The 26,251-nt window shown below is 70.8% G+C and carries 27 protein-coding genes and 3 pseudogenes; 18 read left to right on the top strand and 12 right to left on the bottom strand.

Annotated features, from left to right (window positions below):
* Nucleotides 1–40 precede the first annotated feature (40 nt).
* Nucleotides 41–1,009 carry a diacylglycerol/lipid kinase family protein gene (locus tag IE97_RS0105730; protein WP_030232227.1) on the bottom strand — a complete coding sequence of 323 codons (969 nt, stop codon included), beginning with the start codon at nucleotides 1,007–1,009 and terminating at the stop codon, nucleotides 41–43.
* Between the two features lie 115 nt (nucleotides 1,010–1,124).
* On the opposite strand from IE97_RS0105730, the gene IE97_RS0105725 reads away from it, so the two are divergent.
* Entirely contained in the window at nucleotides 1,125–1,574 is a 450-nt protein-coding gene (locus IE97_RS0105725) for a hypothetical protein (protein WP_030232224.1), read from the top strand.
* Between the two features lie 3 nt (nucleotides 1,575–1,577).
* On the opposite strand, the gene IE97_RS38230 is transcribed toward IE97_RS0105725, so the two are convergent.
* The 3 genes from IE97_RS38230 to IE97_RS0105710 form a co-directional block, all read right to left on the bottom strand.
* Nucleotides 1,578–2,711 carry an RNA polymerase sigma factor SigF gene (locus IE97_RS38230; RefSeq protein WP_078603144.1) on the bottom strand — a complete coding sequence of 378 codons (1,134 nt, stop codon included), beginning with the start codon at nucleotides 2,709–2,711 and terminating at the stop codon, nucleotides 1,578–1,580.
* Between the two features lie 17 nt (nucleotides 2,712–2,728).
* A complete protein-coding gene (locus IE97_RS0105715) occupies nucleotides 2,729–3,142 on the bottom strand; it encodes a hypothetical protein (RefSeq protein ID WP_003992877.1) in 414 nt (137 codons plus the stop codon).
* Nucleotides 3,143–3,429: 287 nt separating this feature from the next.
* The gene (locus IE97_RS0105710) at nucleotides 3,430–3,690 is read right to left on the bottom strand and encodes a UBP-type zinc finger domain-containing protein (protein ID WP_030232218.1); all 261 of its coding nucleotides are present in this window, start codon (nucleotides 3,688–3,690) and stop codon (nucleotides 3,430–3,432) included.
* Nucleotides 3,691–3,751: 61 nt separating this feature from the next.
* Between IE97_RS0105710 and IE97_RS0105705 the strand changes: the two genes are divergently transcribed.
* A complete protein-coding gene (locus tag IE97_RS0105705; protein WP_030232215.1) occupies nucleotides 3,752–5,350 on the top strand; it encodes a Na+/H+ antiporter in 1,599 nt (532 codons plus the stop codon).
* A 91-nt stretch (nucleotides 5,351–5,441) separates the two neighbouring features.
* On the opposite strand, the gene IE97_RS0105700 is transcribed toward IE97_RS0105705, so the two are convergent.
* The gene (locus IE97_RS0105700; protein ID WP_030232212.1) at nucleotides 5,442–6,359 is read right to left on the bottom strand and encodes a 1-aminocyclopropane-1-carboxylate deaminase/D-cysteine desulfhydrase; all 918 of its coding nucleotides are present in this window, start codon (nucleotides 6,357–6,359) and stop codon (nucleotides 5,442–5,444) included.
* 344 nt (nucleotides 6,360–6,703) lie between these two features.
* On the opposite strand from IE97_RS0105700, the gene IE97_RS0105695 reads away from it, so the two are divergent.
* The 8 genes and pseudogenes from IE97_RS0105695 to IE97_RS0105660 all read left to right on the top strand — a co-directional run bounded on the left by IE97_RS0105695 (nucleotide 6,704) and on the right by IE97_RS0105660 (nucleotide 12,930).
* Nucleotides 6,704–8,110 (top strand): family 2B encapsulin nanocompartment shell protein, encoded by a 1,407-nt coding sequence (locus IE97_RS0105695; protein WP_030232208.1) that lies wholly within the window; start codon nucleotides 6,704–6,706, stop codon nucleotides 8,108–8,110.
* 111 nt (nucleotides 8,111–8,221) lie between these two features.
* On the top strand, nucleotides 8,222–9,391 hold the full coding sequence (locus IE97_RS0105690; RefSeq protein WP_030232205.1) for a family 2 encapsulin nanocompartment cargo protein polyprenyl transferase: 1,170 nt from the start codon (nucleotides 8,222–8,224) through the stop codon (nucleotides 9,389–9,391).
* Between the two features lie 294 nt (nucleotides 9,392–9,685).
* Complete coding sequence (locus tag IE97_RS0105685; protein ID WP_030232202.1) at nucleotides 9,686–10,300, top strand: GNAT family N-acetyltransferase; 615 nt, start codon at nucleotides 9,686–9,688, stop codon at nucleotides 10,298–10,300.
* Between the two features lie 199 nt (nucleotides 10,301–10,499).
* Nucleotides 10,500–10,640, top strand: a pseudogene (locus IE97_RS39890) (dihydrofolate reductase); the annotation flags it as partial.
* Nucleotides 10,641–10,666: 26 nt separating this feature from the next.
* Nucleotides 10,667–10,942, top strand: coding sequence for a hypothetical protein (locus IE97_RS38225; RefSeq protein ID WP_037834896.1), 276 nt, complete (start codon nucleotides 10,667–10,669; stop codon nucleotides 10,940–10,942).
* A gap of 85 nt (nucleotides 10,943–11,027) precedes the next feature.
* Complete coding sequence (locus tag IE97_RS0105670) at nucleotides 11,028–11,441, top strand: YciI family protein (RefSeq protein WP_030232197.1); 414 nt, start codon at nucleotides 11,028–11,030, stop codon at nucleotides 11,439–11,441.
* 27 nt (nucleotides 11,442–11,468) lie between these two features.
* Nucleotides 11,469–12,689: an RNA polymerase sigma factor gene (locus tag IE97_RS0105665; protein ID WP_030232183.1), complete on the top strand. Its 1,221-nt coding sequence runs from the start codon at nucleotides 11,469–11,471 to the stop codon at nucleotides 12,687–12,689.
* A 10-nt stretch (nucleotides 12,690–12,699) separates the two neighbouring features.
* Nucleotides 12,700–12,930: a hypothetical protein gene (locus IE97_RS0105660; protein ID WP_037844023.1), complete on the top strand. Its 231-nt coding sequence runs from the start codon at nucleotides 12,700–12,702 to the stop codon at nucleotides 12,928–12,930.
* Here the strand turns inward: IE97_RS0105660 and IE97_RS0105655 are convergent.
* Nucleotides 12,927–13,661, bottom strand: a complete 735-nt coding sequence (locus tag IE97_RS0105655; RefSeq protein WP_030232174.1) for a VOC family protein — start codon at nucleotides 13,659–13,661, stop codon at nucleotides 12,927–12,929. The two genes, IE97_RS0105660 and IE97_RS0105655, sit on opposite strands and share 4 nt — an antisense overlap.
* A 104-nt stretch (nucleotides 13,662–13,765) precedes the next feature.
* Between IE97_RS0105655 and IE97_RS0105650 the strand changes: the two genes are divergently transcribed.
* The 4 genes from IE97_RS0105650 to IE97_RS0105630 all read left to right on the top strand — a co-directional run bounded on the left by IE97_RS0105650 (nucleotide 13,766) and on the right by IE97_RS0105630 (nucleotide 17,863).
* A complete protein-coding gene (locus IE97_RS0105650) occupies nucleotides 13,766–14,920 on the top strand; it encodes an inorganic phosphate transporter (RefSeq protein ID WP_030232168.1) in 1,155 nt (384 codons plus the stop codon).
* Between the two features lie 438 nt (nucleotides 14,921–15,358).
* The gene (locus tag IE97_RS0105640; RefSeq protein ID WP_030232165.1) at nucleotides 15,359–16,723 is read left to right on the top strand and encodes an MBL fold metallo-hydrolase; all 1,365 of its coding nucleotides are present in this window, start codon (nucleotides 15,359–15,361) and stop codon (nucleotides 16,721–16,723) included.
* 34 nt (nucleotides 16,724–16,757) lie between these two features.
* On the top strand, nucleotides 16,758–17,123 hold the full coding sequence (locus tag IE97_RS0105635; protein ID WP_030232162.1) for a rhodanese-like domain-containing protein: 366 nt from the start codon (nucleotides 16,758–16,760) through the stop codon (nucleotides 17,121–17,123).
* The gene (locus IE97_RS0105630; protein ID WP_030232158.1) at nucleotides 17,120–17,863 is read left to right on the top strand and encodes a sulfite exporter TauE/SafE family protein; all 744 of its coding nucleotides are present in this window, start codon (nucleotides 17,120–17,122) and stop codon (nucleotides 17,861–17,863) included. The genes IE97_RS0105635 and IE97_RS0105630 overlap by 4 nt, the downstream gene beginning before the upstream one ends.
* Nucleotides 17,864–17,937: 74 nt before the next feature.
* On the opposite strand, the gene IE97_RS0105625 is transcribed toward IE97_RS0105630, so the two are convergent.
* Nucleotides 17,938–18,219, bottom strand: coding sequence for a metal-sensitive transcriptional regulator (locus tag IE97_RS0105625; RefSeq protein WP_010358257.1), 282 nt, complete (start codon nucleotides 18,217–18,219; stop codon nucleotides 17,938–17,940).
* A 76-nt stretch (nucleotides 18,220–18,295) separates the two neighbouring features.
* Between IE97_RS0105625 and IE97_RS0105620 the strand changes: the two genes are divergently transcribed.
* Complete coding sequence (locus IE97_RS0105620) at nucleotides 18,296–18,859, top strand: rhodanese-like domain-containing protein (protein ID WP_030232144.1); 564 nt, start codon at nucleotides 18,296–18,298, stop codon at nucleotides 18,857–18,859.
* A 240-nt stretch (nucleotides 18,860–19,099) separates the two neighbouring features.
* On the opposite strand, the gene sodN is transcribed toward IE97_RS0105620, so the two are convergent.
* Nucleotides 19,100–19,495 carry a superoxide dismutase, Ni gene (gene sodN, locus IE97_RS0105615; protein WP_003992892.1) on the bottom strand — a complete coding sequence of 132 codons (396 nt, stop codon included), beginning with the start codon at nucleotides 19,493–19,495 and terminating at the stop codon, nucleotides 19,100–19,102.
* On the opposite strand from sodN, the pseudogene sodX reads away from it, so the two are divergent.
* Nucleotides 19,494–19,889: pseudogene (gene sodX / locus IE97_RS39875) on the top strand (nickel-type superoxide dismutase maturation protease); the annotation flags it as partial. The gene sodN and the pseudogene sodX overlap by 2 nt on opposite strands.
* 65 nt (nucleotides 19,890–19,954) lie before the next feature.
* Here the strand turns inward: sodX and IE97_RS0105610 are convergent.
* Entirely contained in the window at nucleotides 19,955–20,614 is a 660-nt protein-coding gene (locus tag IE97_RS0105610; protein ID WP_030232140.1) for a CGNR zinc finger domain-containing protein, read from the bottom strand.
* Nucleotides 20,615–20,703: 89 nt separating this feature from the next.
* On the opposite strand from IE97_RS0105610, the pseudogene IE97_RS38220 reads away from it, so the two are divergent.
* Nucleotides 20,704–21,506, top strand: a pseudogene (locus IE97_RS38220) (class I SAM-dependent methyltransferase).
* A 56-nt stretch (nucleotides 21,507–21,562) separates the two neighbouring features.
* Here the strand turns inward: IE97_RS38220 and IE97_RS0105600 are convergent.
* Genes IE97_RS0105600 through IE97_RS0105590 form a run of 3 tightly spaced genes read right to left on the bottom strand, consistent with a single transcriptional unit; the run spans nucleotide 21,563 to nucleotide 24,248 of the window.
* Nucleotides 21,563–22,324, bottom strand: a complete 762-nt coding sequence (locus tag IE97_RS0105600) for an amino acid ABC transporter ATP-binding protein (protein WP_030232137.1) — start codon at nucleotides 22,322–22,324, stop codon at nucleotides 21,563–21,565.
* The gene (locus tag IE97_RS0105595; protein WP_030232133.1) at nucleotides 22,321–23,262 is read right to left on the bottom strand and encodes an amino acid ABC transporter permease; all 942 of its coding nucleotides are present in this window, start codon (nucleotides 23,260–23,262) and stop codon (nucleotides 22,321–22,323) included. The genes IE97_RS0105600 and IE97_RS0105595 overlap by 4 nt, the downstream gene beginning before the upstream one ends.
* 32 nt (nucleotides 23,263–23,294) lie before the next feature.
* Nucleotides 23,295–24,248: an ABC transporter substrate-binding protein gene (locus tag IE97_RS0105590; RefSeq protein ID WP_030232129.1), complete on the bottom strand. Its 954-nt coding sequence runs from the start codon at nucleotides 24,246–24,248 to the stop codon at nucleotides 23,295–23,297.
* A gap of 595 nt (nucleotides 24,249–24,843) precedes the next feature.
* Here IE97_RS0105590 and IE97_RS0105585 point away from each other — a divergent pair.
* On the top strand, nucleotides 24,844–26,076 hold the full coding sequence (locus tag IE97_RS0105585; protein ID WP_030232125.1) for an NAD(P)-dependent malic enzyme: 1,233 nt from the start codon (nucleotides 24,844–24,846) through the stop codon (nucleotides 26,074–26,076).
* Nucleotides 26,077–26,251: the final 175 nt, after the last annotated feature.

The raw sequence follows: 26,251 nt of genomic DNA, 5'->3' as shown, positions 1-26,251 counted from the left end.
GGCCTAAACGTTCGAGTGAAAGGACTTTAGCCCCTTCTGCTCACACAATCACACGCAGTGCACGGCGTACGCCTGTGAACGTCACGCTGGTTCGCAGCCCCAGGTGGTCACCGTCCATCTGGAGGGGGAGCGGCACCTTCGAATGCAAGGTGAACTCTGTCAAGTCGTGCAGGGAGGTGGCGTGCTTGCCGTGGGGTCCGCGCTCGGGGGACGAAGTGAGCAACTGGGTGCCATACCGGGCAACCGCCGCGGTGGACAGGCGGCTGAGACCGAAGACATCGAGACCGGTATCGAACGAGGCCTTAGGCGCCGCGTAGATCGGGCGATTCCCCAGAAACGTCCACGGGGAGGTGTTCGAGACTATGGACAGCACCAGATCGGTGACCGGATCCTCGCCGGCCCGCTCCAGCGTTATGGTCCCGTGCCGGCGGTTCGGCTCGCCGAGGAGCTGGCGCACGACCTGGCGCACGTAAAGAGCGTGTGTGGACTTCCGGCCGCGCTCGCGATGCTGTTCCACCCGGCCGACCACACCGGCATCGAAGCCGAGCCCCGCGTTGAAGGTGAACCAGCGGGCCGGCACTCCCTCGTCCTCCGTGCCCGGCGTACCCGAGGTCAGCCCCAGGCCGACGGTCCGTTCGCTGCCGTCGCGCAGGGCGTCCAGCAGGGCGCCGGTCGCCTCGACGGCGTCGTTCGGCAGGCCCAGGGCGCGGGCGAAGACGTTGGTGGAGCCGCCCGGGACCACGGCGAGTCCGGGGAGGTGCCCCGGGGCCGGGCCGGCGTGCAGGAGACCGTTGACCACCTCGTTGACCGTGCCGTCGCCGCCGAGGGCCACCACCAGGTCTATGTCGTCGCTCTCCGCCGCGTGCCGGCCCAGGTCGCGCGCGTGGCCGCGGTACTCGGTGGTGACCGCCTCCAGCTTCATCTCACTGGCCAGCGCGTGGATCAGTACGTCGCGTGTGCGCGCACTTGTGGTGGTTGCCGCCGGATTGACCACGAGGAGTGCACGCATGACTGGCAGCGTACCTACTGGGTGGTACCTGGCCCAGACCGAGGTCGGGATCAGGTAAGAGAGCGGGGGCGAACCTCGCCACTGGGGTGTCGGCGACGACGGCTACTCTTCAGGTGTGAGCAGTGAGCAGACCTCCACCAGCCCGGAGAACACCGGCCCGCGCCCCCGGCGTCTGACGTACGCCGCGATGCTGGCCGCACTGGAAGGGCTCGCGCTGGTCGTCGGCGGGGTCTGGATCCTGGTCCTCGGTTTCACGGGGCATCCGGACGACCGGCAGCAGGCCGTCACCGGGGGCATCACGCTGGTCGTGCTCGCGCTGCTGCCGCTGCTCGCGGCCCGCGGGCTGCTCGCCCTCCGCAGCTGGAGCCGCGGCCCGGCCGTCATCACCCAGCTCATGGCGCTTCCGGTGGCCTACAACCTGCTCCAGGCCGACAGCATGGCCATTCCCGGTGGGATCGCCCTGGCCGTGGTGGCCGTCGCCTCGCTCGTCCTGCTGGTGAACCCCGAGACGACCCGGGCCCTCGGGATCCGCGGGCCCGGCAACCCCGGCGGTACGGAGAAGTAGCCGTCACTCCTCGACGAGGAGCTTCTCCCTGAGCTGCGCCAGCGTGCGCGCCAGCAGCCGGGAGACGTGCATCTGCGAGATGCCGACCTCCTGCGCGATCTGCGACTGGGTCATGTTGCCGAAGAAGCGCAGCAGCAGGATCCGCTTCTCACGCGGCGGAAGGTCCTCCAGCAGCGGCTTGAGGGACTCCCGGTACTCCACGCCCTCCAGCGCCTCGTCCTCCGCGCCGAGGGTGTCCGCGACCGCCGGGGACTCGTCGTCCGTGTCGGGGACGTCCAGGGACAGCGTGGAGTACGCGTTGGCGGACTCCAGGCCTTCCAGGACCTCCTCCTCCGAGATCGACAGCTTCTCGGCGAGCTCGTGGACCGTGGGGGAGCGGCCGTGCAGCTGGGAGAGCTCAGCCGTGGCCGTCGTCAGCGCCAGGCGCAGCTCCTGCAGCCGGCGCGGGACGCGCACCGCCCAGCCCTTGTCGCGGAAGTGCCGCTTGATCTCGCCGACGACCGTAGGGGTCGCGTACGTCGAGAACTCCACGCCGCGGTCCGGGTCGAAGCGGTCGACCGACTTGATCAGCCCGATCGTGGCGACCTGGGTGAGGTCGTCCAGCGGCTCGCCGCGGTTGCGGAAGCGGCGCGCGAGATGCTCGACGAGCGGCAGGTGCATGCGGACCAGCTGGTTGCGCAGGTCCGCGTACTCGGGACTGCCGCTGCTCAGGGTGCGCAGTTTGAGGAACATCTCCCGCGCCCCGCTGCGGTCCGGGGAGCCGTACTGTGCGCCCCGTGTGGGGTGTGCGCTCGGCGTCTCGTCCTCGGAGTGTCGCTCGTGCTCGCTCATCGTCCCGCCCGTCGCCCTTCCCCGAGCCCTCGCCTCCTCCGACACTCTCGACTTCGCGCGAGTGGGTGGACCCCCCTGGGCAGGAGATGCGGTGATCCCCCCGCCCGGAGGCGCGCTCCGCACGGCACCTTCCCGGTCCGCCCGCCCGTCGCCCGGGAGGACGACCCCCGCGGAGTCGTCCTCCGGATGCGGGCGGGCCTGCTCGGGGATGCCGTCGATGCCGGCCGCCATGCCCGAGGCTCCGCTCGGGCTGGCGCCCGTGCCCTCGGCCGGCAGCTCTCGTGTGCTGCGCTCTTCGTCCCGCACCGGCCCGTCCTCGTCCCTCACGCCGGCCCGGGTCCCGCGCCGCGCTGTTTGTAGAGGCTGATCGAAACGGTTTTGTCCTTGTCCACGGCAGAGGAGACCTTGCCCGCGAGAGCGGACAGGACGGTCCAGGCGAAGGTGTCCCGCGAGGGGGCATGACCATCCGTGGTCGGCGCCGAGACGGTGACCTCGAGTGAGTCGTCGACGAGGCGGAAGACACAGCTGAGCACCGAGCCGGGCACGGCCTGCTGGAGCAGGATCGCGCAGGCCTCGTCCACCGCGATGCGCAGGTCCTCGATCTCGTCGAGGGTGAAGTCCAAACGGGCCGCGAGACCGGCCGTGGCCGTACGCAGCACCGACAGGTAGGCACCCGCGGCCGGCAGCCGGACTTCCACGAAGTCCTGGGTCGCGGGCTCGCCTGCGATCTGGGACACCCTCACCTCCATGGTGGTACAAGCGTTTCAGGGCCGAGGGTCGCCCCCCGGGGGTAAACGCGATACGTGGTTCAGCGGTGACGCTATCGCGCTCTCGATGGTCCTGTCCCCGGGACCCCATCCCCGTGCCGTCACTCACAGTAAACCTGTGGATACGCTCCGTGTCTAGGGGTTGGGCGGGCCCAAATGGGAAGAGCGCGCGCCGGGTTGACGTACCCAGACGTCAGACGGTCGAACCGTCCTGGTCGAACCGTCCTTCGCCCGGGTCCTGTCGGGTTCTTGTCGAGTCACACCAGAACATGGTCGACGAAGCACCATCGCCAGGTCTCCCCGGGCTCGTGCGTCCGGATCACGGGATGACCGGACTTCTTGTGGTGTTCCGCCGCGTGCCGCCCCGGCGAGGAGTCGCAGCAGCCGACGTGACCGCAGCTGAGGCACAGCCGCAGTTGTACCGGGTCCATGCCCTCCGCCACGCACTCCGGACACGTCTCGCTGAGCGGGACGGGTTCGGGATGCGGCAGCGCGTCGGCGTGCGTGCACTGTTTCATGATTGCCAGGTTACGACGGTCGCGCGGAAGACCGCGGGGAAAATGAGGGCGGGCGAGAACGATGGACGTGATGCCACTGCTGCTGCTCGTGGCGGGCAGCGCGGCGATCGCCGCGGCCGCGCGGCGCACGCCGGTGCCGGCACCGCTGCTGCTGGTGGCGGCCGGGCTGGCGGTCAGTTACGTGCCAGGCGTACCGGACTACACCCTCGACCCGCACGTCGTCCTGCCGCTCATCCTTCCCCCGCTGCTGCACACGGCCGCGACCGACAGCTCCTATCTCGGCCTGCGGGCGCAGTTGCGGCCGGTCGCGCTGCTGTCCGTCGGGTACGTGCTCTTCGCGACCTTCGTCGTCGGCTGGGCCCTTTACCTGATCGTGCCGGACCTGCCGCTGACCGCTGCCCTGGTCTTCGGCGCGGTGGTGGCGCCGCCGGACGCGGTCGCGGCGACGGCGGTGGCACGGCGGGTCGGGCTGCCTTCGCGCATCACCACGATCCTCCAGGGCGAGTCGTTGCTGAACGACGCCACCGCGATCACCGCCTACCGCGTCGCCCTCGCGGCCGCCGTCGGGGAGGGCGCGAGCTGGGCCGGGGGCATCGGCGAGTTCCTGCTCGCGGCGGTCGGCGGCGTCGTGGTGGGGCTGGTGCTGATGGCCCCCATCCACTGGCTGCGCACGCACGTGAAGGAGGCGCTGCTCCAGAACACGCTCTCCCTGCTGATCCCGTTCGTCGCCTACGCCGTCGCCGAGCAGGTGCACGCCTCCGGTGTCCTCGCGGTCGTGGTCGTCGCGCTCTACCTGGGACACCGCGCCTGGGAGGTCGACTTCGCCACGCGTCTGCAGGAGGAGGCGGTGTGGAAAATGGTCGCCTTCGTCCTGGAGTCGGCGGTGTTCGCGCTGATCGGACTGCAGCTGCCGGTGGTGCTGAGAGGCCTCGGGCAGTACGAGGGTGCCGTGGCCGCCTGGTACGCCTGCGCGATCTTCCTGGTGGTCGTCGCGGCCCGGTTCGTGTGGGTGTACCCGGCGACCTTCCTGCCGCGGCTGCTGTCGGCCCGGATCCGGGAGCGGGAGCAGAGCCCGACCTGGAGGGGGCCGTTCGTCGTCGCGTGGGCCGGCATGCGGGGAGTGGTCTCGCTGGCGATCGCCTTCTCGATCCCGCTCACCCTGCACGACGGCGAGGAGCCCTTCCCGCACCGCAACCTCATCCTCTTCCTGACCTTCACGACGGTCATCGGGACACTGGTCGTCCAGGGCCTGACGCTTCCCCCGCTGATCCGGCTGCTGAAGTTCCCCGGGCGGGACGCGCAGGCCGAGACGCTCGCCGAGGCCAACGCCCAGGCACAGGCCTCCCGGGCCGCCGAGCGGCGCCTGGACGAACTCCTCCACGACGAGCGCAACGCCCTGCCGGCTCCGCTCGCCGACCGGCTGCGCATCGTCCTGGAACGCCGCCGCAACGCGGTCTGGGAACGGCTCGGGCAGGCCAACCCGGTCACGGGGGAGTCCGTCGACGACACCTACCGGCGGCTGTCGCGAGAGATGATCAGTGCCGAGCGCGATGTGTTCGTCAGGCTCCGGGACGCCCGCTACATCGACGACGAGATGCTGCGGACGCTGCTGCGCAGGCTGGACCTGGAGGAGGCGGCGGCCTTCCGGGAGGCGGTGTAAGCGCTGAGGCGGCACTCGCTGAGGCGGTCTTCGGGGGCTGCCGGGCGTCACGGGGAGGGGCTGCCGGGCGTCACGGAAGGGACTGCCGGCGTCACGGGAAGGGGCGGCCGGTGATCACGGCCGCCACAGTCGTCCCGCGCGGGAAGGCCCCTTCGCCGACCAGAGCCACGAGTGCGTACAGCAGCTTCGCGACATACAGGCGTTCGACGGGCAGATCGTGGCGGCGCTCGAAGTCCGCCGCGAAGGTGTCGAGCTCGGCGGGCACGCGCGCGTAGCCGCCGAAGTGGAAGCGGTCGTCGAGGTACCAGGTGCCGCGGGCACCACCGAACGCCTGGTGCTGCAGGTCCTCGATCTCGCCGGTCAGGAAGCCGCCCTTGAGGACCGGTACGCCCAGGGCGCGCTGCCCCGGAGCGAGACCGGCGGCCAGCCCCGCCAGCGTGCCGCCGGTGCCGCAGGCCACGGCTACGACGTCGGCCTGGTCGCACAGCTCGGTGCCGAGCGCCCGGCAGCCGCGGACCGCCTCGGCGTTGCTGCCGCCCTCGGGAACGACGTACGCGTCCTCGGCGTCCGTGGCACGCAGGACCGCGGCCAGGGCGCGCGGCTCGGATTTGCTGCGGTAGGTCGCCCTGTCCACGAAGTGCAGCCGCATGCCGTCGGCCGCACAGCGGGCCAGCGAGGGATTGAGAGGCCGGCCGGCCAGTTCGTCACCGCGCACGACACCCACCGTGGGGATGCCGAGCAGCCGGCCGGCCGCCGCTGTGGCTCGCAGGTGGTTGGAGTAGGCCCCGCCGAAGGTGACCACGGCACGGCCGCCCGCCGCCGTGAGATTCGGCGCCAGCTTGCGCCACTTGTTCCCGATCAGCTCCGGGTGGATCAGATCGTCCCGCTTCAGCAGGAGCCGGACGCCCCGGCGCTCGAACCGCGCGTCCACGACCTCCCGCACGGGTGAGGGCAACCGGGGGTTCAGGGCCGCGAGGCGGGGCGCGTCAGGGGTGTCGGGGCCGGTCACCCCGTCATTGTCGCCCGGGACGGAAACGGCCCGGGCTTCGGCCCGGTCCGGCTTCGGCTTCCCTCGGTCAGTGGGGGATTGCCGTGCGTGGGGGAACGCGGCTGTCTGTGGCCGGTCGCGCAGTACCCCGCGCCCCCTCCGGGGCGCTTGGCCTGCCGACGGCTGCGCACGTGCCCGGCGGGCGGCCGGCCCCGGAGGGCGGCGGCGCCTCTGCCCAGCGGTACGAAGATCCATTCCCGCTCTTTCGTGTAATAGCACCGCGACGCTGCGTGAGGAAGGCTTGGGCGTGCACATCGATGCCCGAGGCGTATGGGCGTCGGTCACAACCGGGAGGGCAGTTCTCTATGTCGGTAGGCGAAGAGGTCCGCACGGAGCAGACCAAGCCGCAGCAGAGTCTCGGCACGGCGGCCGCGCGGAACCTGGCCACCACGACCAAGTCCGTGCCGCAGATGCAGGAGATCAGCTCCCGCTGGCTGCTGCGCATGCTGCCCTGGGTCGACATCCAGGGGGGTACGTACCGGGTGAACCGGCGGCTGACGTTCGCCGTGGGCGACGGCCGGCTGACGTTCGTGAAGACCGGCGACCGCGTCGAGATCATCCCCGCTGAGCTGGGCGAGCTGCCGGCCCTGCGGTCCTACGAGGACGAGGAGGTCCTCTCCGAGATCGCCCGTCGCTGCGAGCAGCGGGAGATCCCGGCCGGCGAGGTGATCGCCTCGTTCGGCAGCCCGTCCGACGAGGTGTACCTGCTGGCGCACGGCAGGGTCGAGAAGGTCGGCACGGGCCCGTACGGCGACGACGAGTCCCTCGGAGTCCTCGCCGACGGTTCCTACTTCGGCGACGACGCGCTGCTGGACGAGGACGCGATCTGGGAGTACACGGCCCGCTCGCTCACCGCGTGCACCGTGCTGGTGCTGCCCCGGCAGGAGTTCGCGCGGATCGCCCAGCGCTCGGACTCGCTGCGGGACCACCTCCAGCAGCGCCGCTCGATTCCCTCGCAGCGCTCCAACAAGTACGGCGAGAAGGAGATCGACCTCTCCGCCGGCCACTCCGGTGAGCCGGACATTCCGCACACCTTCGTCGACTACGAGGCCAGGCCCCGCGAGTACGAACTGAGCGTCGCCCAGACCGTGCTGCGCATCCACACGCGCGTGGCCGACCTCTACAACCAGCCGATGAACCAGACCGAGCAGCAGATCCGGCTGACGGTCGAGGCGCTGAAGGAGCGCCAGGAGCACGAACTCATCAACAACCGCGACTTCGGTCTCCTGCACAACTGCGAGTACGACCAGCGGATCCAGCCCCACGACGGCGTGCCCAGCCCGGACGACATGGACGAACTGCTCAGCAGGCGCCGCGGCACCAAGCTGCTTCTCGCCCATCCGCGAGCCATCGCCGCGTTCGGCCGCGAGCTCAACAGGCGCGGCCTCGTCCCCGAGACCATCGACATGGCAGGCAACCGCATCCCCACCTGGCGCGGCGTGCCGATCTTCCCGTGCAACAAGATCCCGGTGACGGAAGCGCGTACCACGTCGATCATCGCGATGCGTACGGGCGAGAGCGACCAGGGCGTCATCGGTCTGCGCGCTTCCGGAATCCCGGACGAGATCGAGCCGAGCCTCTCGGTGCGCTTCATGGGCATCAACGAACAGGCCATCATCAAGTACCTGGTCACGGCCTACTACTCGGCCGCGGTCCTGGTACCGGACGCGCTCGGCGTCCTGGAGAACGTCGAGATCGGCCGCTGGCGGTGACCCTTCCGGTACGTCGGCCGTGTCCCCGCCCGCCCGGGCGGGTACACCCTCGTGGTACGCGCCCAGCGGTAGCGGAGGCGCCACCGTCCGCTCACTCTCCGAGGCGGTCCTATGGGTGATTCCCTCACGGAGTTCAGGACGGATCCAACGCTGCCCGCTCCCGGTGGGCAGCGCGGTAGCGAGCCCGGGCGTGCGGCCCGGGCGCAGGGAAGGCGGGGGCCCATCGGGGCACAGCGGGACGGCCGGCCGGGACCGGCCGAGGGGCACGAGGCGGTCATGCTCCTGGACCGGGCCCGCGCGGAGGTCGACCCGGTGCTGCGGGCCGCGCTCGGCTCGCTGCCCGGGCCGATGCGCCGGATCGCGCTCTACCACTTCGGCTGGGAGCAGGCGGACGGCACCCCGGCCGAGGGCGGCTCCGGCAAAGCGATCCGACCCGCTCTGGTCCTCGCCGCGGCGGCCGCCCTCGGCGGACCCGACGCACGGAAGGGAGCCGTCCGGGCGGCCGCCGCGGTGGAACTGGTCCACAACTTCACGTTGCTGCACGACGACGTGATGGACCGGGACACCACCCGCCGGCACCGGCCCACGGCGTGGACGGTGTTCGGGGACGCCGACGCGATCCTCGCCGGGGACGCCCTCCAGGCGCTGGCCCTGAGGCTGCTGGCACAGGACGCGCATCCGGCGGCGTCACGAGCTGCCGCGCTGCTCGCGGAGTGTGTGGTCGAACTGTGCGCGGGGCAGCACGCCGACACGGCGCTGGAGCGGCGCGGCGCGGACGAGGTCACCCTCGACGAGGTGCTCGCCATGGCGGAGGCCAAGACGGGTGCGCTGCTGGGCAGCGCCTGCGCGATCGGCGGGCTCTACGCGGGAGCCGGGGACGCGGACGTGGCGGCGCTCGACGCGTTCGGCCGGGAGGCCGGGCTGGCCTTCCAGCTCATCGACGACGTCATCGGCATATGGGGCGACCCGCGCCGCACCGGCAAGCCCGTCGGAGCGGACCTGGCCGCCCGCAAGAAGTCCCTGCCGGTCGTGGCGGCCTTCGCATCCGGTACGCCGGCGGCGGCCGAACTCGCCGAACTGTACGCACGATCCAGCGAGGAGGAGGACCTGGACCACATCGCCCTGACCGTGGAACGCGCGGGCGGCCGTGACTGGGCCCAGAGTCAGGCGGCCGACCGGATGGCTGTGGCGATGCAGCAACTGGCGCGCGCGGTACCGGACCCGGAGGCGGCGGGCGGGCTGCTGGCCCTCGCCGAGTTCGTGACCCGGCGCAGCAGTTGACGACCGGCACCCTTCGGGTGACCGGAGGGCAGGACCCCGGAGCGCGCGGGCCGTACGGTTCCTGACCCCGCACGGCCCGGGCCTCCGGCCAGGCGGGCCCCGCACTTCCCCACGGTGTGCGGGGCCCGCCCTACGGGCTTACCAGCTCCGCGAGTTCGTCCGTACCGGCCAGTGGACGACCGGCACTTTGGACAGTTGTTCGATGCATTCGCGCCAAGCTCCCGCCCTGCCCTCCGGCACGGCTCTCGACCGCCCTACGATCTACGCCCGTCGGGACCAGTGAAGGGGCGGGACATGGGTGTGGCGATCCGGACGGCGGACGAGGGAGACCGGGAGCTGGTCGTCCGGCTTCTGGACGAGGCGTTCCAGGACGACCCGGTCAGCGGCTGGGTGTTCCCCGGTGCCGAGGACCGCCGTGCCCGCCACCCCGGACTCATGGGCGCCTTCACCGACATCGTGCTCGAGGCCGGGCGCATAGACGTCACGGAGGACGGCTCGGCCTGTGCGCTGTGGATGTCCGTGCCGGCCGACGACCACGAGGGCGATGCCGAGGACGAAGGCCCGGCGCAGGTGCGGGAGGCCGTCGACCCGGACAACGAGCGCATCGAGCAGATCGGCCGGCTGACCGCGGCCATCCACCCCTCCGGGCGGGCCCACGAGTACCTGTGGATGATCGGCGTGGCACCCGGACGCCAGGGCGAGGGCCTGGGTACCGCGCTCATCGAGGCGGTCCTCGACCGGTGCGACCGCGAGGGGCTGCCCGCCTACCTGGAGGCGAGCAGCGCCCGCAGCCGCACGCTGTACGAGCGCCTCGGCTTCGAGCAGATCGGCCCGGTCCTCGACCTCCCGGAGGGCGGCCCGTCCATGTGGCCGATGTGGCGCGAGCCTCGCGCCCGCACCACCCCCTAGGTGTGCTGTCCCGGGACGCCTGGCACGCTCCCCCAAGCTCTTCGAGCAGGGGGGACCCCCACTCGCCGCACCGGAGGAAGCCCCGAGTACATCCAGTACGAGGGACTACGCCCGGCACGCCGAGAGCACGCACCGACCGCCGCGCCTGTACGCCCGTGAGCTGCGAGCCGCCGCACAGCAACCCGGGCGCCGGGCCGCGGTCATCAAGACCTATCCGCTCGTGTACGGCTCGGGCATGCCGATGTTCGGCTCCGGATTCGCGATCTCGGAGTTCTCCCCGGAGGCGGTGCGGACGTTCGGCAACGGGGTGCTGGTGCGTACGTACAGCAGGAAGCGCTGAGCCCCCGACCGTCCTACTCTGAGGACATGGGCAGCGAAGGACACGTCTGTCCGTCCTGCGGACAGCCAGTGGAAACAGTCGTCCGGCGCCACAAGACGCTGGGCACGTGGGTCCCGCGGTGGGTGGCGGGCCCCTGCCGTAATCCTGAGTGCGCGGCCTACGACGCGGAGGACGCCGAAGGTGGCCACGCCGGTGAGGTGACGCGGCCCGCGGCGCACACCCGGCCGACCGAGGACACCACCCCACCCGCGGCCGACCCGCCCGAGACGGCTCCCGGAGAATCCGTCGCGAAGAATTCCTGAGCCCGTGTCGAGAACTCCGGCCCGGCTCCGACGTCCCTTGTGAAGAGCCGCCCGCCCGGGCGGCGCGAGCCGAAGGAGCGGACCGATGAAGTACCTGGTCATGGTGCAGGGCACGCAGGCGGACTACGAAGCCATGCGCGGCAAGGCGTCGGCGACCTCCCCCGCCTGGAGCGAGGAGGAAGTGCAGACCATGTTCGCCTACATGGGCGCCCTCAACGACGACCTCTCCGAGAGCGGCGAGCTCGTGGACGGGCAGGGCCTGGCCGAGCCGGCGCAGACCCGGCACGTCACCCTGGGTGACGACGGCAAGGCCGTGATCACCGACGGCCCGTACGGCGAGACCAAGGAGCTGCTGGCCGGCTACTGGGTCCTGGAGTGCGAGAGCCTGGAACGGGTCACGGAGATCGCCGACCGCGTCGCCCGCTGCCCCCAGCCGGCCGGCGCCCCCGACTACCCGGTCGTGATCCGTCCGATCATGGAGGGCTCCGGGGAGATCTGAGGAGCGGCCGACGCCGAGGACGCGCCGGTGAGGAACTCACCCGAGGTCGAGGACCTGCTGCGCCGGAACGCGCCGCAGGTCCTCGGCGCGCTGGTCAGACGGTACGGCCACTTCGACGCCGCCGAGGACGCCGTGCAGGAGGCGCTCCTCGCGGCGGCCGGGCAGTGGCCCGAATCAGGCGTGCCGGACAACCCGCGCGGCTGGCTGATCAAGGTCGCCTCACGGCGGCTGACCGACGCCCTGCGCAGCGAGAAGGCCCGACGGCAGCGCGAGGAGCGGGCGGCGGCACTCACGCCCCGCGACGCCTTCACCGCCCCGCCGCCCGGGGACCGGGCACCCCGTGCGGACGACACCCTGTCGCTGCTCTTCCTGTGCTGCCATCCCGACCTGACGCCGCCCGCGCAGATCGCGCTCACCCTGCGTGCGGTCGGCGGATTGACCACGGCGGAGATCGCCCGCGCGTATCTGGTGCCGGAGGCGACGATGGCGCAGCGGATCAGCCGGGCCAAGCAGAAAGTACGGGGCGTGCGCTTCGGCCGCCCCGAGCACTGGGAACGGCGGCTGCCGTCCGTCCTGCAGACCCTCTACCTGATCTTCAACGAGGGGTACACGGCCACCTCCGGCGCCGCACTCCAGCGCCGCGACCTCGCGGGCGAGGCGGTCCGTCTGACCCGGGCCGTCCACGCGCTGCTCCCCGATGACGGCGAGGTGGCCGGACTGCTCGCGCTGATGCTGCTCACCGACGCCCGCCGCGACGCGCGCAGCGGGCCGCACGGCGAGCTGATCCCCCTCGACGAGCAGGACCGCGACCGCTGGGACAGGGCCGCGATCGACGAGGGCGTCGCGCTGGTCACCCGAGCCCTGTCCCGGGGCCGGCCCGGGCCGTACCAACTGCGGGCCGCGATCGCCGCCGTACACGACGAGGCACCCTCGCCCGAGGCGACGGACTGGGCCGAGATCCTGGGCCTGTACGACGTCCTCGTCGGCCTGGTCCCCGGCCCGGTCGAACGCCTCAACCGGGCGGTCGCCGTCGCCATGGTCCACGGCCCGCGCACAGGACTGAGAGAACTGGACGCCCTGGCCGATGAGTTGAAAGGCCATCGTCTGGACGCCGTACGAGGTCATCTCCTGGAACGCGCGGGCGAATTCCAAGCCGCATGCGCCGCCTACGAGTCGGCGGCCGCGCAGACCCTCAGCCTGCCAGAGCAGCGCTATCTCCACGCACGGGCGGCGCGGTTGAGGGACTAGCGTGTGAGGCATGGGCATGACGGGGGAGCAGCGGCGCAGGGTGTGGCGCCGGGCGGTGATCGTGTGGGCGCTGGTCGTGGTCGTCGCAAGCGGGCTGACCCTCTGGGTGCAGGACTCGATGGAGCCTCAGGGGCCGTACGTCGGTGAGCAGACGAAGCCCGACGAGACACCTGACCTGCCGCCCTGTCCGACGCCTGAGGAGGGCCTGGACGTCGCCTGCGCCTACGTCAAGGCGGACTAGTCGCGCAGCCCGCCCGTCTCCGGATCCCGGGTCGTCAGGCAGTACGCGCCGCCCGCCGGGTCCCGCATCACCGTCCAGCCCGAGAAGCCGGCCACGAACGTGGCCCCGAGCTCCTCGTGCCGTGCCCGGGTCGCCGTGACGTCCGCGCAGGCGAGATCGAGGTGGGCGGAGGCCGGGCGCTCCTCGTCGGGGCGCTGCAGGAGCAGGCGGACCGGCAGCCCGGGCGGCGGTTCGACCACGTGGAACTCCGGGAGCGCGCCGGGCCGCGAGTGCCAGCCGTCCAGCAGCCCGCCCCAGAAGGCGACTTCGGCGTCGTACGCCGACGGCGGGACGTCCACGCACACCTGGTCCAGCCGGCTGCCGCGCACCACACCCGGACGCGACGACTGTCCGCGCCAGGGGTCCGCGCACAACAGCTGCCCGCCGGGCGACCTCAGCACGACGAGCGATCCGAGGTCCTCCACCACGCTCGCGCCCAGCCGCACCGCCGAGTCGGCGAACTCCGCCACGTCGTCCACGCAGAAGTCGAGGTGCGCACCGCCGGCCCCGGACCGCACCGCCTGGGCCTTCACACAGGCGTCGGCACCCTCGGGGAGCAGGGTGACGAACTCGGAGTGCTCCCCGCGGAGTTCGGAGAGCCGGGTGCCCGTGACCGCCGTCCAGAAGTCACAGGCGGCACCGAAGGCCGCGCGCGGCCGGTCGACGAAGGCGTACGTCCAGCGGATTCTCATGAGGTGATCGTAGTAAGAACCCGTCACGGCCACCCGCGTGAACCTTGACCAGCCTTTGCCTCGCCGTTCCCCGCCTCCTGGCCTGCGCTTGTTTGCATTCAGGAATGGACCACATCACGTTCCTCGTCGCGGTCGTCATCGTCACGGCACTCGCCTTCGACTTCACCAACGGATTCCACGACACGGCGAACGCGATGGCCACGTCCATCGCCACCGGCGCACTCGCACCCCGTACGGCGGTCCTGATCAGCGGTGTCCTCAACGTCGTCGGTGCGTTCCTGTCCACGGAGGTGGCCAGGACCATCTCGGGCGGCATCGTGGACGACACCCTCGTCACCCCAGGGATGATCTTCGCGGGCCTGGTCGGGGCGATCCTGTGGAATTTGCTGACCTGGCTGTTCGGACTGCCGTCCAGTTCCTCGCACGCCCTGTTCGGCGGGCTGATCGGGGCCGTGTGGGTCGGCGCGGGCAGCGAAGGCGTCGACTTCGGCAAGGTCGTCGAGAAGGTGCTGGTGCCGGCGGTCGCCTCGCCGGTCGTGGCCGGTATCGCCGCGCTGCTCGCCACCTGCCTCGCCTACCGGCTCACCGACCGGGCCGGCAAGGACTCGGTCACCAAGGGCTTCCGCATCGGGCAGATCGCCTCCGCCTCGCTGGTCTCCCTCGCCCACGGCACGAACGACGCGCAGAAGACCATGGGCATCATCACCCTCACCCTCATCTCGGCCGGCGCCCTCGGCCATGACGCCGGACCGCCCCTGTGGGTCGTCGTGTCCGCCGGGCTCGCCATCGGCCTCGGCACCTACCTCGGTGGCTGGCGGATCATCCGCACGATGGGCAAGGGCCTCACCGAGATCCAGTCCCCGCAGGGCTTCGCCGCCGAGACCGCCTCCACCGCCGTCATCCTGACCTCCGCGCACCTCGGCTTCGCCCTCTCCACCACCCAGGTCGCCTCGGGCAGCATCCTCGGCGCGGGCCTCGGCCGCAGGCTCGCGGAGGTCCACTGGGGCGTAGCGGGCCGGATGGCGGCCGCCTGGCTGGTGACACTGCCCGCCGCCGCGCTGATCGGGGGCCTGGCCGCGAGCGTCGTGCGGAGCGGCGGCGACCTCGGTACGGCCGTCGTCGCCCTGGTCGGCGCCGCCCTCGCCGCCGGCATCGTGGCCGTCTCGCGCCGCAACCCGGTGCACGCGCACAACGTCAACGATGCGCAGAAGGTAACCATCCGCACCGAGGCGCCGGCCAAGGTCGGCGCGGCCGCCTGAGCTTCGGAGAGCCGACACGCATCCGGACTGGACCGCACTCGGTCGCGTCACCGCGGTGAGCATCGGCGTCACCGTCGCCGTGGTCGTCGTCTTCGCCCTCGGCGTCCTCGGCCTCGTCCGGGCCTCTCTGTGCTTCCTCGCCTACGCGGCCGTGGTGGCGTACGGGACATACCTGATCGTGCCTCGGTTCCACTGGCCGGGATTCACGAGGTCCAAGAACTGGTCTCCACGGCGGTGTCGAAGGCGGCGTCGAGGCGGACGGTGCGGTCGTAGGACACGGACACTGATTCCTCTATACCCCTCCGGGTACCCGCAAGGGAACAGGCGAATGTCTTGAGCGGGGTGCCTTCCCGCTCGTGGAATACCCCCCTGGGTATAGCTGTTAGGGTGGGAGTCAGATACCCCCCGGGGTACACCGTCCGAGAGGAGTCGTGAGTCGTGTTCTTCGTCGACACCCTGGAGTTCGAGGGCCTGGGTAACCGCAGCTACCTGGCCGGCGGGCCCTCTGCCGCGGTGGCCATCGACCCGCCGCGCGACATCGACCAGGTCATGGCCGCAGCCGCCCGCCGCCGGGTGCGCATCGCTTTCGTGGCCGAGACCCATGTGCACAACGACTACGTCAGCGGCGGCCTGGAGCTGGCCCGCGTGACCGGCGCCCAGTACCTGCTGCCGGCCGGGGCGCACGTGGCGTTCGCCCGCACCCCCGTCGCCGACGGTGACACCGTGAGGGTCGACGAGGGCCTGGTGCTGCGCGCTATCGCCACCCCAGGGCACACCCCCCACCACACCTCCTACGCCCTGACCGAGGACGGGCGCGGTGTGGCGGCGTTCACCGGCGGGTCGCTGCTGATCGGTGCCGTGGGCCGCCCGGACCTGGTCGAGCCGCGGCTGACCGAGCAGCTGGCCCGAGCTCAGCACGCCTCCGCCCACCGGCTGGCCGACGAGCTGGACGACGAGGTGCCGGTGCTGCCCACCCACGGGTTCGGCAGCTTCTGCTCCTCGTCCCAGGCCGAGCGAGACGCGACCACGATCGGCAAGGAGCGCAAGACCAACGACGCGCTGACCCTGGACGTGGACACCTTCGTGGCCCGGATGCTCGCCGGGCTCGACGACGTACCCGCCTACTACGCGCACATGGGCCCGGCCAACGCCGCAGGCCCCGCACCGGTCGACCTCACCCCTCCGGGGCGTGCGGACGCCGAGGAGATCGCCTCCCGGCTGGCCGCGGGTGAGTGGGTGGTGGACCTGCGCAACCGCACGGCCTTCGCCGCGGGACACGTGGCCGGGTCGTTCAACTTCGAGGGTGAGGGCAAGCTCGCCCCTTACCTGGCCTGGCTGATCCCGTGGGGCAAGCCCGTCACCCTGCTCGCCGACACTCCCGGGCAGATCGCCGAGGCGCAGCGGGAGCTGGCGCGGGTGGGCATCGACCGCCCGGCCGCCGCCGCCACCGGTGACCCGGCCGGCTGGCTCCGTGACGGCGAACAGCTCGCCTCCTTCCCCCGCGCCCACTTCGCCGACCTCGCCGATGTCCGGGAGCGCGGCGACGACGTGGTCGTCCTGGACGTGCGCCGGGACTCGGAGCGTGCGGGCGGCTACATCGAGGGCTCGGTCCACATCCCGATCCACGAGCTGCACGGCCGCATCGGCGAAGTGCCGGACGGGACGGTGTGGGTGCACTGTGCCGGCGGGATGCGCGCGGCGATCGCCGCCTCCCTGCTCGACGCCGCCGGCCGCGACGTGGTCGCCGTCGACGACGGCCTCGACGCCGCGACGGACGCCGGGCTGTCGCTGGCCTCCGGCTGACTCCGACCGTTTCCCGCAAGGAAGGAAGCTCGTGATGTTCCTCTTTCGCCGAAACGGCCTGCGAGTCACCGTCGACGAGGCGCGCAGCCGTACCGGCGGCGATCAGCCCGACGCGGTCCTGCTGGATGTCCGTGAGAAGCCCGAATGGACCGCGGGTCACGCCCCGGGCGCCGTCCACGCGCCGCTGTCGAAACTGGTCGTCGGCGGCATTCTGCCGGACGAGGCGGAGGGCCGGCCGCTGGTGGTGATCTGTCGCAGCGGACACCGCTCCCAGCGGGCGGCCAGGGTCCTCATCGAGCGCGGAGCGCAGGCGGTCGACGTCGAGGGCGGCATGAACGCGTGGGCCGCCGCCGGGCATCCGGTGGTCGACGCACGCGGGAACAGCGGCCGGATAGCGTGACCGTACTCGTTCTGGCCCTCATGGCCGGGGCCGTCATCGGTCTCGCCCTCGGAGCCCTCGGCGGCGGTGGCAGCGTCCTCGCCGTACCGGCACTGATCTACCTGCTCGGCTTCACTCCGGCCGCCGCCACCACGGCCAGCCTGATCATCGTCACCGTCACCTCCGTCACCGCCCTGTACGCCCACACCCGCGACGGGAACGTGGTCTGGAAGACAGGGGCGCTGTTCGCCGCGGCGGGCATCGTCCCCGCCTTTCTCGCCGGCGCTGTCACCGGGCGCCTGCCCGAAGCGGTGCTGACATCGGCGTTCGCGGTCATCGCCGCGCTGGCGGCCCTGCGCATGCTGCGACCGTCCGCGTCCGAGCCGCCGGACCGGATCCGTCCCGGCACGGCGGCCGGTGCCGGTGCCGGACTGGGTACCGTGACGGGTTTTCTGGGGGTCGGCGGGGGATTCCTCGCCGTGCCTGCCCTGGTGAGCGTCCTGGGGCTGGCCATGCGACGGGCGGTGGGCACCAGCCTGCTCGTCATCACGGTCAACTCGCTGGCCGCGCTCGCCGCTCGCACCGGCACCGGTGGTGGGCTCCACTGGGACATCATCGGCCCCTTCACCGGAGCCGCGATCCTCGGCGCCTGGGACGGCAAACGGCTCGCGACGAAGATCTCCGGCATCACCCTTCAGAAGATCTTCGCCGGCGTCCTGCTGGCGGTGGCGGCCCTCATGCTCGCTGACGTGATCATCTGAGCAAACCCGCTCTGTCCAGTGCGCCCGACGCCGCGGCCGGCCCGCTGACCGCTTCTTCGACGTCCCGGCCCCTCTCAGGCCAGGGACAGGAACAGCTTCTCCAGCCGGGTACGCATCTGTTCCCGGTCGCCGGAGGCGGCCATGTCCGCATCGGTCAGGCAGTGCTGCAGGCCCGTCGCGATGATCGCGAAACCGGCCTTGTCCAAAGCCCTGGACGCCGCCGCGAGCTGCGTGACCACGTCCTCGCAGTCCCGCCCCTCCTCGATCATCTTGATCACACCGGCGATCTGGCCCTGCGCCCGGCGCAGCCGGTTGACCACCGTCTTCAGTTCCTCAGCCGCCATCGCCAGTTCCACGACCCACACTCCTTCGATATACCCCTACGGGTATCCTACCGAAGGGGTAACCCCGACCGAGCGGAGGGAAAGCCCCGTGGCACCCACCACCCTCACCGCCGACCAGGCCAGCGCCCGCCTGCACGAGCTGACCATCATCGACGTGCGCACCCCCGGCGAATACGCCTCCGGACACCTGCCCGGCGCCCACAACATCCCTCTCGACCACCTTGATTCCGCCCTGCCCGCCCTGAAGACCGCCGCAGACCGTGGCAACCTCCTCGTCGTGTGCGCCTCCGGCGCCCGCTCCGCGACCGCCTGGCGGCGCCTGGCCGACCAGGGCATCACCGCCGCCACCCTCACCGGCGGCACCACCGCCTGGACCCAGCTCGGCCACGACATCCACCGGCTCTCCGGCACCCGCACTCCCTGGGCCATGGACCGCCAGGTCCGCCTCGCCGCCGGGTGCCTCGTCCTGACCGGCCTGATCGCCGGACGACGCCGGCACGCGGCCCGTTGGCTCTCCGCAGGCGTCGCCGGCGGCCTGGTCTTCTCCGCCCTCACCAACACCTGCGGCATGGCCAAGATCCTCGCCAGGCTCCCTCACAACCAGCCCAGGGCCGCGCACCTGGACGCCACCCTTGCCGACCTGACCGGCTGACGCCGCGCTCCTCGCGCACCTCGCCGAGCGCCCCTGCAGGGAGTAGCCGTCCACGGTGGCGGAGGGGGCCCTCCCGACTACCGGCGTGGAGGACCGGGTGGAACCGCGGCACCTGTGGGCCGGGCGAAGACGACCGCACCCGGACCGTCATGGACGCCGTACTCGGCGGCCTGCGGACCGGGTGCGGACCGGAAGACCATGCAGCCAAGGAAACTGCAGGTCAAACAGCATGATCGAAGATCAGGCCTTCTTGGTCTCCCAGAAGATCTTGTCGATCTGGGCGATGTAGTCCAGCGCCTTCTGGCCGGTCGCCGGGTCGGTCGAACCCTTGGCGGCCGAGAGGGCCTTCAGGGTGTCGTTGACGAGCTGGTGCAGCTCCGGGTACTTCTCGAAGTGCGGGGGCTTGAAGTAGTCGCTCCAGAGCACCGAGACGTGGTGCTTGGCGAGCTCGGCGCGCTGCTCCTTGATGACGGTGGCACGCGCCTGGAAGTGCGGGTCGTCGTTGCCGGCCATCTTCTCCTGGACAGCCTTGACCGACTCCGCCTCGATGCGGGCCTGAGCAGGGTCGTACACACCGCAGGGAAGGTCGCAGTGGGCGCTGACCTTCACCTTGGGGGCAAACAGGCGGGAAAGCATGGAGCATTCCTTCCTCGTGATCGTCTTCTCACAGGGGACATTACTCCGTGGGGGAGGGGTTTTCGCGAGTGCCCCCATGGGCTTAGGACAAAAGTCCGGGGTGAGACTGAGACTGGTGGAGCAAGAACCGGGGAGGTGCCGGGTGATGCCGGAGCTGTCGCAGGGGTCCGAGCGGGGGCGGCCGGCCCCCTTCGGGGTGGCCGAGGTCACCGGGCCGTCCATGGTGCCCACGCTGTATCACGGGGACCTGCTCCTGGTGCGCTACGGAGCCCGGGTCGGGCCCGGCGACGTCGTCGTGCTGCGGCATCCCTTCCAGCAGGACCTCCTGGTCGTCAAGCGGATCGCCGAGCGCCGCGAGGGCGGCTGGTGGGTGCTCGGGGACAACGTGTACGCCGGTGGCGACAGCACCGACTACGGCGTCGTGCCCGACGAGCTGGTGCTGGGGCGGGTCCGGTTCCGCTACCGGCCGCTCAGGCCCGGCCGGCGCTCGACCTGGGCGCTGCTGTGCTGGGTGTTCTCGGCTGCCAGGCCCGTTTTCTCGGGAAGGTCGGGCCGGGCCGCCTCCAGGCGTTTGCGGGCCCGGTAGGCCGCCACGTTGGCCCGGGTCGCGCAGCGGTCGGAGCAGTAGCGCCGGGAGCGGTTGGTGGAGGTGTCCAGGTAGGCGTTGCGGCAGGGCGCGGCCTCGCACAGGCCGAGGCGGTCCACCCCGTACTCGGTCAGGTGGAACGCCAGGCCCATCGCCGCGATCGCCGCGTAGCCCGCCGTCGCGTTGGACGGGTGGTCCGCCAGGTGCATGTGCCACAAGGGGCGGCCGTCGTCGTCACGGACGTCGTGCCCGGAGATCTGCGGGCTCACCGGGAACTCCAGCAGCAGTGAGTTCAGCAGGTCGACGGCGAGCGTCTCGTCGCCCGTGTCGGCCGCCTCGAAGACCGCGCGCAACCGGGCCCGGACCGAGCGGAAACGGGTGACATCCGCGTCGGTGGCGCGGCGGGCCGCCGACTGGATGACGCCGAACAGCTCGCGAACGGCCTCGACCGACGTCAGGGTGTCCTTGCCCCGGGCCGGTTCCTCGGTGTTGACGAGACGCACGGCGTAGTCCGAGTAATAGGCCAGTTCCACTTCTAGTCCTTACGGAGGGGCTTTATTGTCGTGAGGGCTCAGCTGTAACAGCTGATGTTGCTTCCAGGGTATTACGGGGGAGGGGCTCGATGACGGACGCGGACACCACTGCGGCCACCACTGACTGGCAGGCCTGGCAGAGAAGCCGGGACCGGCAGCAGGAGTGGTACCTGCCCGACCGCGAGGAGCGGTTCCGGATCATGCTCGATGGGGGTCCCCCCATGCCTTTCGGGCTATGGGGGAGGTGGAGGCCATGGTGGGCCGCGCCCCCAAGGTGCTCGACCTCGCCTGCGGCACCGGCAGCATCACCGCCCGGCTGCTCGCCCGGTTCCCGGACGCCGTGAGCACGGGCGTCGACCTGGACCCGGCACTCCTCGCCATCGCCGAGGGCACCTTCGCGGGCGACGAACGAGTCACCTTCGTCACCGCCGACCTCAAGGGCCCGGACTGGCCGGCGAAACTGCCGCACGACTCGTACGACGCCGTCCTGGCCGCGACGGCCCTGCACTGGCTGCAACCGGAACCCCTCGCGCGCCTCTACGGCCGGCTCGCGGGAGTCGTCCGCGACGGCGGTGTCTTCATGAACGCAGACCAGATGATCGACGAGACGACGCCGAGGATCAACGCCGCCGAGAGCGCGCTGCGGCACGCCCGTATGGATCAGGCCAAGCGGGACGGCGTCCTCGACTGGTCCGAGTGGTGGCAGCTCGCCGCCGAGGACCCCGTCCTCGCCGAGCCCACGGCGCGGCGCTTCGAGATCTACGGCGACCACGCGGACGGTGACATGCCCTCGGTGGCGTGGCACACGCGCGTGCTGCGCGAGAACGGGTTCGCGGAGGTCAGGCCGGTGTGGTGCTCGCCCTCGGACACCCTGCTGCTGGCTCTGAAGTAGGACAGCGGAAAGGGGCGGTACGGAGTGCCCGTACCGCCCCTTCGCCGTGTGCGCCGTCAGAGCACCTTGGACAGGAAGGACTTCGTCCGCTCGTGCTGCGGGTTCGTGAGCACCTCGCGCGGGTGACCGGATTCGACCACCACACCGCCGTCCATGAAGACCAGGCTGTCGCCCACTTCGCGGGCGAAGCCCATCTCGTGGGTGACGACGATCATCGTCATGCCGGACTCGGCGAGGTCGCGCATGACGTCCAGGACGTCACCGACCAGCTCCGGGTCGAGCGCCGAGGTCGGCTCGTCGAACAGCATCAGCTTCGGGTCCATGGCGAGGGCCCGGGCGATGGCGACGCGCTGCTGCTGGCCGCCGGAGAGCTGCGAGGGGTAGCTGCCCGCCTTGTCGGCCAGGCCCACCCGGTCCAGCAGCTCCAGGGCGCGCTGCCGGGCCTGGCCCTTGTTCGTGCCCTTGACCTGGACCGGCGCCTCCATGACGTTCTCGACGGCCGTCATGTGCGGGAACAGGTTGAAGCGCTGGAAGACCATGCCGATGTCCCGGCGCTTGACGGCGACCTCGCTGTCCTTCAGCTCGTAGAGCTTGTCGCCCTTCTGGCGGTAGCCCACCAGCTCGCCGTCCACGTACAGACGGCCGGCGTTGATCTTCTCCAGGTGGTTGATGCACCTGAGGAAGGTCGACTTGCCGGAGCCGGAGGGGCCGATGAGGCAGAACACCTCGCCGGACTTCACCTCCAGGTCGATGCCCTTGAGGACGTCTACCGGGCCGAAGGACTTGTGTACGCCCTCGGCCTTCACCATGGCGGTCATGCGGTGCCTCCCGTCGACGCCGAGCGGTTGGACAGGGACAGCAGGTTCGCCTTGATCTTCTGGAACGGCGTGGCCGGGAGCGACCGGCTCGAGCCACGCGCGTAGTACCGCTCCAGGTAGTACTGGCCGATGCTGAAGACCGAGGTCAGCAGCAGGTACCAGGCGGCCGCCAGGAACAGCATCTCGGCGGGGGCGCCGGAGGTCTGGCCGATGTCCTGGGCGGCGCGGAGCAGCTCGGGATACTGGACGACCGAGACCAGCGAGGTCGTCTTCAGCATGTTGATGACCTCGTTGCCCGTCGGCGGCACGATCACGCGCATCGCCTGCGGGATGACGATCCGGCGCAGCGTCCTGGCGTGGCTCATGCCGAGCGCGTGCGACGCCTCCGTCTGGCCCTCGTCGACCGAGAGCAGGCCGGCGCGGCAGATCTCCGCCATGTACGCGGCCTCGTTGAGGCCGAGGCCCAGCAGCGCCGTCAGGAACGGGGTCATGAAGTCCGACCACTCGTCCTTGTAGAACGGCCCGAGGTTGATGTACTCGAAGACCAGGCCCAGGTTGAACCAGACGATCAGCTGGACCAGGACCGGGGTGCCGCGGAAGAACCAGATGTAGAACCAGGCGATCGACGAGGTCACCGGGTTCTTCGACAGGCGCATCACGGCGAGCAGGACGCCGCCGACGATGCCGATCGCCATGGACAGCACGGTCAGCAGGAGCGTCTTGCCCACGCCGTCCAGGATGCGGTCGTCGAAGAAGTAGTCCGGGATCGCGTCCCAGTTGATCCTGCCCTGGGAGAACGCGTAGACGACGCCGCCCAGCAGCGCGAGGGCGACGACGGCGGAGACGTACCGTCCGTAGTGCCGGACCGGGATGGCCTTGATGGCTTCCGGCCCGGCCGGGGGCGTGTCGCCCGCCGTCTTGTCGATGTCAACAGTCACGGGTGTTGCCTTTCAGTGCCGCTGTGTCGCGGTCACTTGCCGCCGTTGATGGTGGCTTCGTCGATGGCGCCGTCGGTGACGCCCCACTTCTTCATGATCTTCTCGTACTCACCGTTCTCGATGATCGCGTCCAGCGCGGCCTTGAGGGCGTCCCGCAGCTGCGTCTGGTTCTTGGCGACCGCGATGCCGTACGGAGCGGCCTCGACCTGCTCGCCGACCAGCTGGAAGTCCTTGCCGCCGCCGGACGTCTTCACGGCGTACGCAGCGACCGGGAAGTCGGACGAGCCGGCGTCGGCGCCGCCCGCGCGCAGGCGGGTCTGGGCCTGCTGGTCGTTGTCGAAGGGCTCGATGGCGATCTTCTTGCCCTTCGGGCACTTCTTCGACTCGGCCTTGGCGAGGTCCTCGGAGACGGTGCCGCGCTGCAGCACGATCTTCTTGCCGCACAGGTCGGACCAGGTCTTGATGCCCTGGTCGTCGCCCTTCTTGGTGTAGATCGACACGCCGGCGGTGAAGTAGTCCACGAAGTCGACGCCCTCACCGACCTTCTTGCCGGTGTCGGAGTCGATGCCCTCCTGGCGGTCCTTGGTGTCGGTCATCGCCGACATCGCGATGTCGTACCGCTTGGAGCGCAGACCCGTGATCAGCGTGTCGAAGGTGCCGTTCTCGAACTGGAAGTCGACCCCGAGCTGCTTGCCCATGGCGGCGGCGAGGTCCGGGTCGATACCGACCGTCTTGCCCGCGTTGTCCTTGAACTCGACAGGGGCGTAGGCGATGTCGGAACCGACCTTGATGACGCCCTTGTCACGGATCGACTTGGGCAGCTTGTCGGCGAGCGGGGCCGAGGCCGTGGTGCCGCTCTCCGAGCCGTTGTCCTTGGTCTGGTCACCGCATCCGGTGAGCATCAGCGTGCCTGCGACCGCGATCGCACCGAGCGCTGCTAGCCGGGAGTGCGCGGCGGTGGTACGACGGGTGGAGCTTGCGGTCATGGTGGGTTCCTCCGGCGGATGGGTGGAGTTGCCGATGGGGCGGTGCGCTGCCGAGGGTCGGCAGTGCCGTAGGTCGACTGGGGCACACGTCTTCGAGTGTCGCGACCTTGTGTGATTACGGCATCTTGCCATTCGGACTGCGCCATTCTGGGGGCCAGCCATGTCAAAATCGGATAACGGGCGATCCCTGAACCGCACCACTCCGGTACATCACGGCCGGACCTTCTATGGGAATGATCCCTTCCGGCCGGAAGATCTTCGGTGAAAGCCGGGAATTCGATACGGGGGTCGTGGGCTTCGTGGACGCTTGAGCGGTTGCCGAGGGTTTGTCCAGGTCTTGTCCTGATATTGGACGAAGCGTCAGGGTGCTGCCATGTGACCTTGGCGTTATGGACTCGTCGTCGGCGTCGTTCGTCCGGTAAGAAGGGTCTTTACACCCCTCATCCGGGGCTCAGGGCGCGTGTGCGGCGCGCCCGTCGCGTATGTGCCCGTACGTACCCCGTACACAGCACCATCAGGGCCTTACGCGGTCCCGCCCACCCCTCACCAGGAGTGGCAACCCTCGAACCAATGAAGATTTAAGGGGTAAAACGAAGTGGCAGCGGAGATCGTCAATCCTCGCAGCGAGAGCAAGACCGGCGATACGGGCGGCGAGGGCGGTGCGGAGCCCCTCGACTCCTTCGATCCGGCGTTCGCGCTGCACCGCGGCGGCAAGATGGCCGTGCAGGCCACGGTGCCGGTCCGTGACAAGGACGACCTGTCCCTGGCGTACACGCCCGGCGTCGCGAAGGTGTGCAGCGCGATCGCGGAGCAGCCGGAGCTCGTGCACGACTACACGTGGAAGTCGTCGGTCGTGGCCGTCGTGACGGACGGTACGGCCGTGCTGGGGCTCGGTGACATCGGGCCCGAGGCCTCCCTCCCGGTGATGGAGGGCAAGGCGATTCTGTTCAAGCAGTTCGGTGGTGTGGACGCGGTTCCGATCGCGCTGAACTGCACGGACGTCGACGAGATCGTCGAGACGGTGGTGCGGCTCGCGCCCTCGTTCGGCGGAGTCAACCTGGAGGACATCTCGGCGCCGCGGTGCTTCGAGATCGAGCGGAAGCTGCAGGAGCGGCTGGACATCCCGGTCTTCCATGACGACCAGCACGGTACGGCGGTGGTGACGCTGGCCGCCCTGCGGAACGCCGCGCGGCTGAGCGGGCGGGCGCTGGGGGAGCTGCGGGCCGTCATCTCCGGCGCCGGAGCCGCCGGTGTCGCCATCGCGAAGATGCTGGTCGAGGCCGGTATCGGGGATGTCGCGGTGGCCGACCGCAAGGGTGTCGTGTCGGCGGAGCGGGGCGACCTCACGCCGGTGAAGCAGGAGCTGGCCGGGTTCACGAACAAGGCCGGCATCAACGGGTCGCTGGAGACGGCGCTGGCCGGGGCCGACGTGTTCATCGGGGTCTCCGGTGGCACGGTGTCGGAGGAGGCGGTCGCCTCCATGGCGAAGGGGGCGTTCGTCTTCGCCATGGCCAACCCGAATCCGGAGGTGCACCCCGAGGTCGCGCACAAGTACGCGGCCGTGGTGGCGACCGGGCGGTCGGACTTCCCGAACCAGATCAACAACGTGCTGGCGTTTCCGGGCATCTTCGCGGGCGCGCTGCAGGTGCGGGCGTCGCGGATCACGGAGGGGATGAAGCTGGCCGCAGCGGAGGCGCTGGCGTCCGTGGTCGGGGACGACCTCGCGGCCGACTACGTCATCCCGTCGCCGTTCGACGAGCGGGTCGCGCCGGCGGTGACGGCGGCTGTGGCGGCGGCGGCTCGGGCCGAGGGCGTGGCTCGGCGCTGATGCCGTAGGTGTGTGGGAGGTGGCCCTGCCCTGGGGGGTGGGGCCATTTCTTTGTCTGCGGGTGTGTGGGCTGTGCGGGTGGGGTGCCTGCGGCGGCCTGTGCGGCGGGTGTGGGGGTGCGCGTAGCGCCTTGCGCCGGGTGGTGGGTCGGGGCCGTGCCGGGGGGTGTCCGTCC

The sequence above is a fragment of the Streptomyces sp. NRRL S-455 genome, from assembly GCF_000717875.1.
Taxonomy (GTDB): domain Bacteria; phylum Actinomycetota; class Actinomycetes; order Streptomycetales; family Streptomycetaceae; genus Streptomyces.
Note: the sequence above shows the minus strand (reverse complement) of the source record. Positions and strands in the feature narration are given on the sequence as shown.